The sequence below is a fragment of the Pseudomonas sp. UM16 genome, assembly GCF_050312595.1.
Classification (GTDB): Bacteria; Pseudomonadota; Gammaproteobacteria; order Pseudomonadales; family Pseudomonadaceae; genus Aquipseudomonas.
In genome coordinates this window covers 52,491-65,443 of sequence record NZ_JBNPJT010000025.1, presented here as the reverse complement: position 1 = coordinate 65,443, position 12,953 = coordinate 52,491, and the positions used below count along the sequence as shown (strand labels likewise).

12 protein-coding genes and 3 pseudogenes are annotated in these 12,953 nt (G+C 58.1%); 6 read left to right on the top strand and 9 right to left on the bottom strand.

What is annotated here, in order from left to right:
• Nucleotides 1–785 (top strand): hypothetical protein (locus ACQRAX_RS23455; protein ID WP_427867759.1); only part of this gene is annotated, 785 nt, incomplete at its 5' end.
• Nucleotides 786–1,338: 553 nt separating this feature from the next.
• Here ACQRAX_RS23455 and ACQRAX_RS23450 read toward each other — a convergent pair.
• Both ACQRAX_RS23450 and ACQRAX_RS23445 read right to left on the bottom strand, forming a co-directional pair.
• Nucleotides 1,339–1,641, bottom strand: a pseudogene (locus tag ACQRAX_RS23450) (transposase); the annotation flags it as partial.
• Between the two features lie 51 nt (nt 1,642–1,692).
• Complete coding sequence (locus tag ACQRAX_RS23445; RefSeq protein WP_412038853.1) at nt 1,693–1,824, bottom strand: hypothetical protein; 132 nt, start codon at nt 1,822–1,824, stop codon at nt 1,693–1,695.
• Between the two features lie 222 nt (nt 1,825–2,046).
• Here ACQRAX_RS23445 and ACQRAX_RS23440 point away from each other — a divergent pair.
• The 3 genes and pseudogenes from ACQRAX_RS23440 to ACQRAX_RS23430 form a co-directional block, all read left to right on the top strand.
• Nucleotides 2,047–2,178, top strand: a pseudogene (locus tag ACQRAX_RS23440) (type VI secretion system tube protein Hcp); the annotation flags it as partial.
• A gap of 28 nt (nt 2,179–2,206) precedes the next feature.
• Nucleotides 2,207–3,174: pseudogene (locus ACQRAX_RS23435) on the top strand (hypothetical protein).
• Nucleotides 3,171–3,563: a hypothetical protein gene (locus tag ACQRAX_RS23430; protein WP_412038852.1), complete on the top strand. Its 393-nt coding sequence runs from the start codon at nt 3,171–3,173 to the stop codon at nt 3,561–3,563. Before ACQRAX_RS23435 ends, ACQRAX_RS23430 begins: the two are co-directional and overlap by 4 nt.
• Nucleotides 3,564–3,667: 104 nt before the next feature.
• Here ACQRAX_RS23430 and ACQRAX_RS23425 read toward each other — a convergent pair whose 3' ends face one another.
• The 3 genes from ACQRAX_RS23425 to ACQRAX_RS23415 are packed head-to-tail and all read right to left on the bottom strand — an operon-like array spanning nt 3,668 to nt 6,293.
• The gene (locus ACQRAX_RS23425; RefSeq protein WP_412038851.1) at nt 3,668–4,639 is read right to left on the bottom strand and encodes a thymidylate synthase; all 972 of its coding nucleotides are present in this window, start codon (nt 4,637–4,639) and stop codon (nt 3,668–3,670) included.
• A gap of 47 nt (nt 4,640–4,686) precedes the next feature.
• Nucleotides 4,687–5,496: a prolipoprotein diacylglyceryl transferase gene (gene lgt / locus ACQRAX_RS23420; protein ID WP_412038850.1), complete on the bottom strand. Its 810-nt coding sequence runs from the start codon at nt 5,494–5,496 to the stop codon at nt 4,687–4,689.
• 14 nt (nt 5,497–5,510) lie between these two features.
• Nucleotides 5,511–6,293: a sulfite exporter TauE/SafE family protein gene (locus ACQRAX_RS23415; protein ID WP_412038849.1), complete on the bottom strand. Its 783-nt coding sequence runs from the start codon at nt 6,291–6,293 to the stop codon at nt 5,511–5,513.
• Between the two features lie 129 nt (nt 6,294–6,422).
• On the opposite strand from ACQRAX_RS23415, the gene ACQRAX_RS23410 reads away from it, so the two are divergent.
• Nucleotides 6,423–7,169 (top strand): NRDE family protein, encoded by a 747-nt coding sequence (locus ACQRAX_RS23410; protein ID WP_412038848.1) that lies wholly within the window; start codon nt 6,423–6,425, stop codon nt 7,167–7,169.
• A gap of 37 nt (nt 7,170–7,206) precedes the next feature.
• Here the strand turns inward: ACQRAX_RS23410 and ptsP are convergent, their stop codons facing one another.
• Both ptsP and ACQRAX_RS23400 read right to left on the bottom strand, forming a co-directional pair.
• A complete protein-coding gene (ptsP, locus tag ACQRAX_RS23405) occupies nt 7,207–9,486 on the bottom strand; it encodes a phosphoenolpyruvate--protein phosphotransferase (protein WP_412038847.1) in 2,280 nt (759 codons plus the stop codon).
• Nucleotides 9,487–9,508: 22 nt separating this feature from the next.
• Nucleotides 9,509–9,988 (bottom strand): RNA pyrophosphohydrolase, encoded by a 480-nt coding sequence (locus tag ACQRAX_RS23400; protein WP_010222140.1) that lies wholly within the window; start codon nt 9,986–9,988, stop codon nt 9,509–9,511.
• A gap of 140 nt (nt 9,989–10,128) precedes the next feature.
• On the opposite strand from ACQRAX_RS23400, the gene ACQRAX_RS23395 reads away from it, so the two are divergent.
• On the top strand, nt 10,129–10,785 hold the full coding sequence (locus tag ACQRAX_RS23395) for an HAD family hydrolase (protein ID WP_412038846.1): 657 nt from the start codon (nt 10,129–10,131) through the stop codon (nt 10,783–10,785).
• A 79-nt stretch (nt 10,786–10,864) separates the two neighbouring features.
• On the opposite strand, the gene ACQRAX_RS23390 is transcribed toward ACQRAX_RS23395, so the two are convergent.
• Nucleotides 10,865–11,293, bottom strand: coding sequence for a DUF2269 domain-containing protein (locus ACQRAX_RS23390; RefSeq protein WP_412038845.1), 429 nt, complete (start codon nt 11,291–11,293; stop codon nt 10,865–10,867).
• Between the two features lie 38 nt (nt 11,294–11,331).
• The gene (ilvA, locus tag ACQRAX_RS23385; protein WP_412038844.1) at nt 11,332–12,846 is read right to left on the bottom strand and encodes a threonine ammonia-lyase, biosynthetic; all 1,515 of its coding nucleotides are present in this window, start codon (nt 12,844–12,846) and stop codon (nt 11,332–11,334) included.
• Nucleotides 12,847–12,953: the final 107 nt, after the last annotated feature.

The following is a 12,953-nucleotide window of genomic DNA, read 5'->3' as shown; positions in this document are numbered from 1 at the left end:
CCTACATGATGGCCAGGGCGAATGAAGTTCATATCGCCCTGCTGTCGAGTAACACGGACGCTGACGACTTCTTGCTGAACAATTTTGACCTGCTGCAGAAAATGCTCGCCCACAGCGCCCTCGGTGCAGGGGTGGTAAGTGACGCCTGGAGCAAACACCTGGAAGCCATTCGTAAATCCTTGCTGGAAATCGAAAAACTCCACAACGAATATTTGCGTACGGGCTCACCCACTGCTCGAGACAGGTTCTATGTCGAGCGTGCTGTGTTATTCGCCAAACTGGGGTCTCAGCTGGACAACGTGGCGGCATACGGTGCTGGATTGCGACAACAAGGGTCCATCAAACGAATGCTGGGCATTTCCACGAAAAGCTTCCTGCACAAGGGCGAAATCGACGGCTACGCCAGCAAGATCAGCGGTGTGGCCAAAGCTGCGAAGATTGTGAAAAAAGGTACTTACATAGGTATTGCCCTGGATGTCGCATCCACCGCGCTTAGTATTCAAAAAGCCTGCTCATTAGGCAGGGAAGAGCAGTGCAGGAAGGCCAAGTATGTGGAGGGAGCCTCATTGGTGGGTAGATTGGGAGGGGGAGTCGCGCTGGGTTATTTAGGAGGCGGTGCCGTAGCCCTTGGCTGCGTCTTCGTTTTAGGCATCGCCACTGGCGGCCCAGGAGCCCTAGTGTGCGGTGTCGTAGGCGGAGCAGTGGGAGGATGGGCAGGCGGCGAAGCCGGACAGTACGGTGGTGAGAAGATTGGTGAGCATTTATATGGGAAGTATATTCAATGACTCCGGTCCCTATAGGTCTAATTGCAGGCTACATTTTAGTACCATTACTCTTTACCTGCATCTGGGTAGGCTACGTCGCACATGCCTACACAGAAAAGGCGGAAGCTTTTTTAAGCAATAGCAGTATAGTTGTGGGAACCAAATCAATATATTCACAAGCAGGTTTGCCGGGAAAAATTATGCGTAACTGCATTCTTACTATGTCCTTGATGATCAAGAACCCATCCATAAAAAGAGGGCTGCTGGAGCTTGATGACGTAAAAAATTTCCCGAAAAATCTGATGCGACTGCTATTCGTAACATGGGGTTTGATCTTCTTAGAGTCTGCTGCCATGGTGGCACTTAGAATCTATTCATATTTCATAGAATGATGTTTGTACTGTAGTAGGCGGTACGATGGGCAGAAAGTTCAGCGGTGACATCAGTTGCGACAGAGGCGAGGTGCTGGGTGACTTTTTGTATCGTGAGGTATCGGAGTGAATGGAGTCGACCGGGACTGTCAGATTATTTGTGTGCGGGCCAATAATGGCCTGCCGTCAGGCAGGCCGTGCTTTTACCAGGTCGGCCTGATAAATCGATCTCCGTACAGAAGCGCAAATTGATTCATTGCACTTTTCCAGTCATGGGCTGCAGAGCCCCAGTTCGCAGTGATATTACGCAGCCCAAGCCAGATCAGTTTGGTCGCCGCATCGTCGGTCGGGAAGTGACCACGGGTCTTGATGATCTTGCGTAGCTGAGCGTTGATGCTCTCGATGGCGTTGGTTGTGTAAATGACTTTTCGGATGGCTGGCGGAAACACGAAGAATGGAATGACTCGATCCCAGACATCCTCTGGGCGCTGCACGCCCGGCGGATAGCCCAGGTGGTGGCCGAGTTCGGCACTCAGGGCTCGCTCAATCAGGGCCTTCTAGAACGCCGCAGAGGCATCCTCGATGACTTGAGCGGTCATTGGCCCGTCGGCGAAATACTCAAGCAGCTCTTTCGGGATTTTCGGCAGTTCTCGGAGCGCTGAGCGTGTGGGTTTATTTTTGGTTGGCATACATGCACCTTTTTCTCATGTTATGCCCGAACACAAAATTTCTGACACCCCCAGTCGACCCAAGCCCACTCCCACTGAACAGCCTACCGCTTTCAGACCATTCCTACGTGCTCTGCTGTGTTTTCTCTATTGTTGGGAAGATGCACCAGGACTAACTTCCTCAGGTCGCCGCGTTCATGTAAGCCGACACGGAGCATTTACCATTACCAAGGAGTGGCAATTATGGCGTTTGACGCATTCATAAAGATCGACGGTATACCTGGCGAAGCGCTGGACGAAAAATACCAGGACTGGATTGAAATCATCGGCTATAGCTTTGGGGCCCACCAAAGCACCTCCGCGACCGCCAACTCTGGCAACAAACGATATTGGTGAGGCGAACATGGCTGAGCCTCAGGTTTTTATAAATACCAAAACCCAAACCTTCGATTCCTTGAGAGCCGGGCTTAACCTTTCTGGTATCGCGAATCGCAAATTCATAGCCCTCAACAGCCACATATCAAACAGCGTTGTGTTAGCGGGGGAGCTCGTTATCCTCGGAGACCTGTCCACGCCATCAAGTACCAGCCAAGAGGCCTACATGATGGCCAGGGCGAATGAAGTTCATATCGCCCTGCTGTCGAGTAACACGGACGCTGACGACTTCTTGCTGGACAATTTTGACCTGCTCCAGAAAATGCTCGCCCACAGCGCCCTCGGCGCAGGGGTGGTAAGTGACGCCTGGAGCAAACACCTGGAAGCCATTCGTAAATCCTTGCTCGACATCGAAAAGCTCCATAACGAGTATTTGCGCACGGGCTCGCCAGCGGCTCGGGACAAGTTCTATGTCGAGCGTGCCGTGTTATTCGGCAAGCTGGGGTCTCAGCTCGACAACGTGGCGGCATACGGTGCCGGATTGCAGCAACAGGGATCCATCAAACGAATGCTGGGCATTTCCACGAAGAGCTTCCTGCACAAGGGTGAAATCGACAGCTACGCCGGCAAGATCAGCGGTGTGGCCAAAGCTGCGAAGATTGTGAAAAAAGGTACCTACCTAGGTACTGCGCTGGATGTCGCAGCCACCGCGCTTAGTATTCAAAAAGCCTGCTCATTAGGCAGGGAAGAGCAGTGCAGGAAGGCCAAGTATGTGGAGGGGAGCTCATTGGCGGGTGGATTGGCGGGGGAGGAGCTGCAGGAGGCTATGCCGCAGTACAGGGCTGCATCATCGTTTTAGGCTTCGCCAGTGGCGGCCTAGGAGCCCTAGTGTGCGGTGTCGTAGGCGGGGCGGTGGGAGGCTGGGCAGGCGGCAAAATCGGACAGTCTGGTGGCGAGCAGTTCGGTGAGTATTTATATGGAGAATATACTAAATGACTCAGGTACCTATAGGCCTAATTGCAGGCTTCGTCTTAGTACCATCATTTTTTATATTAATTTGGTTAGCCTACGTGGCACATGCTTACACAGAAAAGGCGGAAGCTTTTTTAAGCAACAGTAGTATTGTCGTGGGTACTAGATCAATATATTCGCAAGCAGGCTTGCCGGGGAAAGCCATACGTATTGGCGGCCTTACCATGGCCTTGATATTCAAAAACGCATACATAAAGAAAGGGCTATTAGATCCAGATGAAGAAAAGCAATTTCCGGATAATCTGAAGCGACTGCTGGTCATATCGTGGAGCTTGCATATGTTGGTATGTGCTGCCTGGATGGCATTTGGCATTTACTCTTATTTTATAGGATCTTTTACTCTTATTTCATAAGGTGATGATAGCTTGCTCAAACAGGACCAACCTTATCGCAGTTCAATCCCGCGATAAGGTTAGCGGTTATCTACAGAAGTAGAATTCCCCACAACTGTAGTCAATCAGACCGCCATCGGCGCCGTCATAGGCGCGTGGTGCTCGTAACCATCAAGGCTGAAGTCACTCGGCTCGACCTTCTCCAGCCACTCCGGCTCGTACACGCCAGTCTTGGCATACTCCGGCACACGATCATTGATCACCAGCTTCGGCGCTGCCAGCGGCTCGCGCTTGAGCTGTTCGTTGAGCATGTCCAGGTGGTTCTCGTAGACGTGCGCATCACCGATGAAATAGGTGAACCAGCGCGGCGTGTAGCCGGTCAGGCGACCGACCAGCGACAGCAGCGCCGCGCCTTCGGTGAGGTTGAACGGCGTGCCCAGGCCCAGGTCGTTGGAGCGGATGTAGAGGGTCAGGGAGATTTCCTTGGTCTCGACATTCGGGTGGAACTGGTACAGCAGGTGGCACGGCGGTAAGGCCATTTCATCGAGCTGCGCGCAGTTCCAGCCGTGGAACAAGATGCGGCGACTGCCCGGATCGTTGTGAATGGTGTCGATGCACTGGCGAATCTGGTCGATGGCCTTGTACAGCACCACGAAGGCCTCGCCGTCTTCTTCAGACGCTGCAATTTGCTGGAAGCCCTGGCTCTGCGCCAGCTCGATCGCCGCCGGGTTGCTCAGCGGGATGCGCTTGTAGGCCGGCCATTGGCGCCATTGCACACCGTAGATCTCGCCGAGGTCGTCATGCCCCTGGCGGAACGGGTTAGCCAGCCACTGGGCGTTTTCGTTGGCGTTCTGGTCCCAGACCTTGCAACCCAGTTCGCGGAACTCGCCCGCGTTCTTCACGCCACGCAAAAAGCCCACCATTTCGCCGATGGCCGACTTGAATGCCAGCTTGCGCGTGGTGATGGCCGGGAAGCCCTTCTGCAGGTCGAAGCGCAGCGAGGCGCCGGGCAGGCTGATGGTGCGGATGCCGGTACGGTTGCCCTGCAGGGTGCCGTTTTCGATCACGTCACGGACCAGATCTAGATACTGTTTCATGGCTTACCTGTAGCAAAGACGGCAGGGGATCACCCTGCCGTGGAAATTCAAACGGCGGCCTTGGCCGTAGGTTTACGGTTGTAGGCCCACCAGATCAGGCCGATGCCGCCGAGGATCATCGGCACGCAGAGCAACTGACCCATGGTCAACCAGCCGAAGGCAATGTAGCCCAGCTGGGCATCGGGAACCCGCACAAATTCGACGATGAAGCGGAAGATCCCGTAGAACAGCGCGAACATGCCGGAAATGGCCATGGTCGGGCGCGGCTTACGCGAGTACAGCCAAAGGATCAGGAATAATGCCACACCTTCAAGGGCGAACTGGTACAGCTGCGACGGGTGACGCGGCAGTTGCTCCGGATCGCTGAACGGCGGGAAGACCATCGCCCACGGCACGTCAGTGGCCTTGCCCCACAGTTCGGCGTTGATGAAGTTGCCGATGCGCCCAGCGCCCAGGCCGATCGGCACCAGCGGCGCCACGAAGTCCATCAGCTCAAAGAACGACTTGTTATTGCGTTTGCCAAACCACAAGGCCGCCAGCATTACGCCGATAAAGCCGCCATGGAACGACATGCCGCCTTTCCACACTTCGAAGATCAGCGCCGGGTTGGCCAGGTAGGCGTGCAGATCGTAGAACAGCACGTAACCCAAGCGTCCGCCGACGATTACGCCCATGGACAGCCAGAACACCAGGTCCGAGAGCTTTTCATTGCTCCAGGTCGGATCGAAGCGGTTCAGTCGACGCTTGGCCAGCAGCCAGGCGCCGCCGATGCCGATCAGGTACATCAGGCCGTACCAATGGATTTTCAGCGGACCCAGGGCAATGGCCACAGGATCGATCTGCGGGTAAGGCAGCATGGTGACTCCTCTCGTTAAAGCAAAAAGCTCAAGCCAACGCAGAACAGCAGCGCGGCAAACAGCCGTTTGAGCAAGCGTGGCGACAGTTTATGCGCCAGGCGCGCGCCGAAGCGGGCGAAAAACATGCTGGTCAGGGCAATCCCGAGCAGCGCTGGCAGGTACACGAAGCCCAGGCTATGCGCAGGCAAGTGCGGGTCATGCCAGCCCAACCAGATAAAACTCAGGGCGCTGGCCACTGCAATCGGAAAGCCGCAGGCCGACGACGTTGCCACCGCCTGCTGCATGGGCAAGCTGCGCCAGGTCAGAAACGGCACGGTCAATGAACCACCACCAATACCGAAGATCGCCGATGCCCAACCGACCACACCGCCAGCAGCGCTCAACCCCGCCTTGCCGGGAACCTTACGACTCGCCTTGGGCTTGAGGTCCAGGGCCATCTGCGCGGCGATCACCAAGGCAAACACGCCGATGATCTTCTGCAGCATCGGGCCCTGGATCAGCGACGCGGTCTTGGCACCGATGCCGGCACCGACCAGGATTCCCAAGGTCATCCAGACAAAGATCGGCCACTGCACAGCGCCTTTGCGATGGTGCTCACGGATGGCGTTGATCGAGGTGAAGACGATGGTCGCCAGGGACGTACCCACGGCCAAGTGGGTCAGCACCGAAGCATCGAAGCCCTGCAAGGTGAAACTGAACACCAGCACCGGCACGATAATGATGCCGCCGCCAACGCCGAACAGCCCGGCCAGTACGCCCGCACAGGCGCCTAGCAGCAAATAGAGCACGAATTCCATTGTCGCCCCCGTCAATTCAGTCCGGCATGGTAACGGAAGGTAGGCCTGTGGCTCTAGTGAAGACACATTAAGTCGATGGAACAGGTCGGACGCTATCGGTAGAGTGAGCAAAAACACAGAGGACCACCTATGTGTCTGATCGTTTTTGCCTGGCGGCCGGGTCATGCCCAGCCGCTGATCGTCGCGGCCAACCGTGATGAGTTCTATGCCCGTCCCAGCCGTGTGCTGGGCGCCTGGGACGACGCGCCGGGGGTGTATGCCGGACGCGACTTGGAGGCTGGCGGCACCTGGCTGGGTGTCGGCCCGGGCGGGCGTTTTGCCGCCCTGACCAATATCCGCGACCCGCAACTGGCCCAAGGCACACGCTCACGTGGCGAGTTGGTGGCGGCGTTCCTGCGCGGCGAAAGTGGCGTTGAAGCCTATCTGGATCAGGTCGCCAGCCGCAGCCAGCAGTACTCCGGGTTCAACCTGCTGGTGGGTGATAGCAGTACTCTTGGCTATCTGAATGCTCGCGAGGCACAGGTGCAACTGCTCGGCGAAGGGGTTTATGGGCTGTCCAATGCCGGGCTGAACACACCTTGGCCAAAGCTGCTCAAGGCTCGCGCCGGGTTACAGCTGCAGCTGGCTGACCCGCAGCCTCAGGCGCTGCTGACGCTACTTGGGGATAACCTGCAGGCCGCCGATGGCGAGTTACCAGAAACCGGCGTAGGGCTCACCACCGAGCGCTTGCTGTCGAGTGTGTTCATTGCCAGCCAGAACTATGGGACGCGGGCCAGCACAGTGCTGATTGCCGAGGCGGACGGCCGGCGCCGGTTGCTGGAGCGCAGTTTCGGGCCGTTTGGCGGGCATCTGGGGGAAGTGGACTTACAGGTCTGAGGCGATCGCCAGCCTTGCTGGCGATCGGCCGCAAAAGTCACAAGGTCTTTGACGACCCAGGATTGATCATCCGCGCCAGCCCAAGGTTCTTCAGGGCCAGCTGCAGCGAACTGTGGATAACTTGCGGGTTATCGATACCCATGGCCTGAGCCAGCAGTTCCTTGGATTTGCTCAAGCTCACCTGACGCAGCATCCATTTCACTTTCGGCAAGTTGGTGGCGTTCATCGACAGGCTGTCGAAGCCCATGGCCATCAACAACACTGCAGCGGCCGGATCACCGGCCATCTCACCACAGATGCTCACCGGTTTGCCTTCGGCATGGGCATCGCGCACCACGTTCTGCAGGGCTTGCAGCACCGCCGGGTGCAAGTAGTCATAGAGGTCGGCAACCCGTGGGTTGTTACGGTCTACCGCCAACAGATACTGGGTCAGGTCGTTGGAGCCGACCGACAGGAAGTCGACCTGACGGGCCAGCTCGCGGGTCTGGTAGACCGCCGCCGGGATCTCGATCATCACTCCCACTGGCGGCATCGGCACGTCGGTGCCTTCGTCACGCACTTCACCCCACGCCCGGTGGATCAGGTGCAGGGCTTCTTCCAATTCGTGAATACCGGAAATCATCGGCAGCAGAATGCGCAGGTTGTTCAGGCCTTCACTGGCCTTGAGCATGGCACGGGTCTGCACCAGGAAGATTTCCGGATGGTCGAGGGTTACGCGGATACCACGCCAGCCAAGGAAGGGGTTGTCCTCCTTGATCGGGAAGTACGACAGCGCCTTGTCACCACCGATGTCCAGGCTACGCATGGTCACCGGTAAGGGATGGAAGGCCGCCAATTGCTCGCGGTAAATCGCCAGCTGCTCCTTTTCACTGGGGAAGCGCTGGTTGATCATGAATGGCACTTCGGTGCGGTACAGCCCTACGCCTTCGGCGCCACGCTGCTGGGCGCGGGCGACATCGGCGAGCAAGCCGGTATTGACCCACAGTGGCATGCGGTGACCATCAAGAGTAATGCACGGCAGTTCGCGCAGGGCATCCAGACCTTGGGCCAACTGGCGTTCTTCCTCGACCACTTCGGCATACTGCTTGCGCAGCACATCGCTAGGGTTGGTGTAGACATCGCCCTTATAGCCATCGACGATCATGTCGATGCCGTCGACCTTCGAGTAAGGCAGGTCGACCAGACCCATGACCGTGGGAATGCCCATGGCGCGGGCGAGGATCGCCACATGGGAGTTACCCGAGCCCAGTACCGAAACCAGGCCGACCAGCTTGCCTTCCGGTACTTCGCCGAGCATCGCCGGGGTCAGTTCTTCACTGACCAGAATACTGTTGTCGGGATAGACCAGTGTCTGCTGTCGTGCCTCTTGCAGGTAGGCCAGCAGACGCCGGCCTAGATCCTTCACATCGGAAGCCCTCTCGCGCAGATAGGCATCGTCCATCAGTTCGAAGCGATTGACGTGCTCACCCACCACCTGGCGCAAGGCGCCCTGGGCCCACTGACCGGTCTTGATCACCTGCACCACTTCACCGCCCAGGGCCGCGTCTTCGAGCATCATCAGGTAGACGTCGAACAACGCGCGCTCTTCCGGGCGCAGCTGGGTGGCCAGTTTGGCGGAGAGGCTGCGCATGTCGGCGCGCACGCCTTCCAGGGCGTTATTGAAGAGTTTCAGTTCGGCATCGATGTCATCGACGCTTTTATCCGGCACCACGTCGAGATCGGCCGGTGGCAGCATGACCACCGCCTTGCCCACGGCCGCCCCAGGCGAACCCGGTACGCCGACGAATTTGGCCTCCTGGATGCCCTTGCCCTGACGTCCCAGGCCACGGATAGAACCGGTGGCTTCGGCATGGGCGATTACCCCTGCGAGCTGAGCGCTCATGGTCACCAGAAAGGCTTCTTCACCTTCGTCGAACTGGCGTCGTTCCTTTTGCTGGATAACCAGCACCCCGACCACACGCCGGTGGTGGATGATTGGCGCACCGAGGAAGGAGGCGAAACGCTCCTCACCGGTTTCGGCAAAATAGCGATAACGCGGGTGATCGGCAGCATGTTCCAGGTTGAGCGGCTCTTCACGCGTGCCGACCAGGCCCACCAGGCCTTCGTTAGGGGCCATGCTGACCTTGCCGATCGAGCGCTTGTTCAAGCCCTCGGAGGCCATCAACACAAAGCGGTTGCTCTCAGGATCGAGCAGGTAGACCGAGCAGACCTGACTACCCATGGCCTCTTTGACGCGCAACACAATGATCCCCAACGCCGTCTTGAGATCCTTGGCGGAGTTAACTTCCTGGACGATCTTGCGCAGCGTATTGAGCATGGCTCGGGGTCGAACTCCGTCGTCAGTCGCGCGCCAGCAGGCGCGGGGCAAGCTCTTTGAGAGCGCGGCGGTAAACCTCGCGCTTGAATGTCACCACCTGGCCCAGCGGATACCAATAGCTGACCCAGCGCCAGCCGTCGAACTCCGGTTTACCGGTCAAATCCATCCGCACCCGCTGCTCGTTGGAGACCAGGCGCAGGAGAAACCATTTCTGTTTCTGGCCGATGCACAGCGGTTGGCTGTGGGTACGGACCAGGCGTTGGGGTAAACGATAACGCAACCAGCCGCGGGTGCAGGCAAGAATTTCAACATCATCGCGCTCTAGCCCCACTTCTTCGTTCAGCTCGCGGTACAGGGCATCTTCCGGCGTCTCTTCAGGGTTGATACCACCCTGGGGAAACTGCCAGGCATCCTGGTTGATCCGCCGAGCCCATAGCACCTGCCCAAGATCATTTGTCAGAATGATCCCGACATTGGGGCGAAAACCATCGGGGTCGATCACGGCAGCAACCTCGTAAACGCATGTCACGGCATTGTTCCACAAAGCCCACAAGGCCAGCAACGCGCCTGTTTACCTTATGTGCACCGATGTGAAAAGTCCGTATTCTGTGGGACTTTTCAGATGTTATGCGAGTGACTTAAATGCGCCTGGCTTTATTCGATCTGGACAATACCCTTCTTGGCGGCGACAGCGATCACGCCTGGGGGGACTACCTCTGCGCCCGTGGGATTCTCGACCCGGTGGAGTATCAGAACCGCAACGATGCTTTCTACCAGGACTACCTGGCTGGCAAGCTTGATCTGACGGCCTACCTGAACTTCAGCCTGGAAATCCTCGCTGCCACCGAGATGGCGCAACTCGACGAATGGCATCGCGACTTCATGCGCGATTGTGTCGAGCCGATCATTTTGCCCAAGGCGCTAGCGCTGCTGAAAAAGCATCGTGATGCTGGCGACAAGCTGGTGATCATCACCGCTACCAACCGGTTTATCACCGGCCCGATTGCCAAGCGCCTGGAAGTGGAAACGCTGTTGGCTACCGAATGTGAGATGGTCGAAGGTCGCTACACCGGCCGCAGCACTGATGTACCGTGCTTCCGTGAAGGCAAGGTAACGCGCCTGAAGCGTTGGCTGGAAGAAAACGGCTTGAATCTGGACGACAGCTATTTTTATAGCGACTCGATGAACGATCTGCCGCTGCTGGAGCAGGTGAATCATCCGGTTGCGGTCGATCCGGACCCGAACCTGCGCGCCGAAGCCGAGAAGCGTGGTTGGCCAGTGATCAGCCTGCGCGATTGATCGCCTGTAGGAGCCAGCCTCGCTGGCGATGCCCGGCACAGCCGGGCCTGAGGCGCTACGCCGGCTCCTACACGTTCATCTAGACCGGCTTGGCGCCCATCAGCCCGGCAATGGCGATGAAACACACACCGCTGAACACCGCCAACGCCAAGGTAAATTTCGGATTCCCCACGCTCGGCGCCGTGCGCAGGCGATTGACCCGCGCCAGCAGCCAGAACCAGCTGAACGCGCCGAAGGTGTAGATAACGCTGGAACCCAGCACCCAGGTCTGGCCCAGTGGCCAACCGATCAGGTGCACCAGCCACCAGCCTGTAAACGGCATGCTGACCAGGCAAATGCCCATCAACAGCCAGACAAACACCAGCGGCCGCTGCATTAATCGGCTCGGCGCCGCCATGTCACCTTTGCGCCGCGCCAACCATGTCCAGATCGCCAGACCAAGGGCACTGCCCAGCAACAGCACGGTGGCCGCGATGTGCAGAGTCTTGAGAGTCGTCAGGTATTCCATGTCATTGCTTCCTTGTGAGCTGTCCTGAGCTTAGCCGCTCAACCCAGGAACAGTCGGTACGCTGGATTATCGGTTTCGTCCCAGTACGGATAGCCGATCTTGGCTAAAGCAGCGGGTACCAGGTGGCGCTCATCATCCGGGACTTGCAGGCCAGCGACCACGCGACCGTCGGCCGCGCCGTGGTTGCGGTAATGGAACATCGAGATGTTCCAGCGCCCGCCAAGTTTGTTGAGGAAGTTGAACAGTGCGCCCGGACGCTCCGGGAACTCGAAACGCAGCACCAATTCGTCACTGACCCGCGCTGCATGGCCGCCGACCATATGACGGATATGTAGCTTGGCCAACTCGTTGTCGGTCAGGTCAGTGACCGGGAAACCTTGCTCGCTAAGGCTCTGGATCAAGGCACTGCGCGGATCGGTGTCCGGATGGGTCTGCACACCAACGAAGATGTGCGCTTCACCATCGGCGTGATAGCGGTAGTTGAATTCGGTGATCTGGCGCTTGCCGATAGCCTCGCAGAAGGCTTTGAAGCTGCCTGGCTGCTCGGGGATGGTCACGGCGATGATGGCTTCGCGGCCTTCACCCAGTTCGGCACGCTCGGCAACATGGCGCAGGCGATCAAAGTTGACGTTGGCACCGGAGTCGATCGCCACCAGGGTCTGGCCGCTAACACCGTAAAGCTCAACGTACTTCTTGATCCCCGCCACACCCAATGCTCCGGCAGGTTCAGTGATCGAACGGGTATCGTCGTAGATATCCTTGATCGCTGCGCAGATCTCGTCAGTGCTGACAGTCAACACTTCATCGACATAGGTCTTGCAGATGTCGAAGGTGTGCTGGCCGATCTGCGCCACGGCTACACCGTCGGCGAACAGACCGACCTGCGGCAACACCACCCGCTCACCAGCGGCCATGGCGGCTTGCAGGCAATTGGAGTCGTCCGGCTCGACGCCGATTACCTTGATCTCTGGGCGCAGGTACTTCACGTAAGCAGCAATACCGGCGATCAAGCCGCCACCGCCCACCGGTACAAAGATCGCGTCCAATTGACCTGGGTGCTGGCGCAGGATCTCCATGGCCACGGTGCCCTGCCCGGCTATGGTGTGCGGATCGTCATAGGGGTGGATATAGACGAAGCCCTTCTCGTCGACCAGCTTCAGCGAATATGCCAGCGCTTCTGGGAAGGAGTCGCCGTGCAGCACCACCTTGCCGCCACGCGAACGCACGCCTTCAACCTTGATTTCCGGGGTGGTCTTGGGCATCACGATAGTGGCCTTGATCCCCAGCTCACGGGCGGCCAGCGCCACGCCCTGGGCATGGTTGCCGGCCGAGGCGGTCACCACGCCACGGGCCAGTTCTTCTGGGGTCAGCTGGGCCAGCTTGTTGTAGGCACCGCGAATCTTGAAGGAAAACACCGGCTGCAAGTCTTCACGCTTGAGCAGGATATGGTTGCCCAGACGCTTACTCAGTTGGCCGGCGGTCTGCAATGGGGTTTCGACGGCAACGTCGTAAACGCGCGAGGTGAGGATCTTCTTGACGTACTGTTCGAGCATCGGGAAAGCATCACTGAGCGGTTGGGCGGGGTTTGCGAGTCTACCCCAGCGCCCTGTCGGGCGACCACAGCAAGTCCGGGGTATTAGCCGCTATACTACGCGCCTTC

Bases quoted from the DNA above. Each gene is read 5' to 3' on its own strand.
- ACQRAX_RS23445 (WP_412038853.1), bottom strand. From the start codon at position 1,824: ATGCCAACCAAAAATAAACCCACACGCTCAGCGCTCCGAGAACTGCCG.
- ACQRAX_RS23430 (WP_412038852.1), top strand. From the start codon at position 3,171: ATGACTCAGGTACCTATAGGCCTAATTGCAGGCTTCGTCTTAGTACCA.
- ACQRAX_RS23425 (WP_412038851.1), bottom strand. From the start codon at position 4,639: ATGAAACAGTATCTAGATCTGGTCCGTGACGTGATCGAAAACGGCACC.
- lgt (WP_412038850.1), bottom strand. From the start codon at position 5,496: ATGCTGCCTTACCCGCAGATCGATCCTGTGGCCATTGCCCTGGGTCCG.
- ACQRAX_RS23415 (WP_412038849.1), bottom strand. From the start codon at position 6,293: ATGGAATTCGTGCTCTATTTGCTGCTAGGCGCCTGTGCGGGCGTACTG.
- ACQRAX_RS23410 (WP_412038848.1), top strand. From the start codon at position 6,423: ATGTGTCTGATCGTTTTTGCCTGGCGGCCGGGTCATGCCCAGCCGCTG.
- ptsP (WP_412038847.1), bottom strand. From the start codon at position 9,486: ATGCTCAATACGCTGCGCAAGATCGTCCAGGAAGTTAACTCCGCCAAG.
- ACQRAX_RS23395 (WP_412038846.1), top strand. From the start codon at position 10,129: ATGCGCCTGGCTTTATTCGATCTGGACAATACCCTTCTTGGCGGCGAC.
- ACQRAX_RS23390 (WP_412038845.1), bottom strand. From the start codon at position 11,293: ATGGAATACCTGACGACTCTCAAGACTCTGCACATCGCGGCCACCGTG.
- ilvA (WP_412038844.1), bottom strand. From the start codon at position 12,846: ATGCTCGAACAGTACGTCAAGAAGATCCTCACCTCGCGCGTTTACGAC.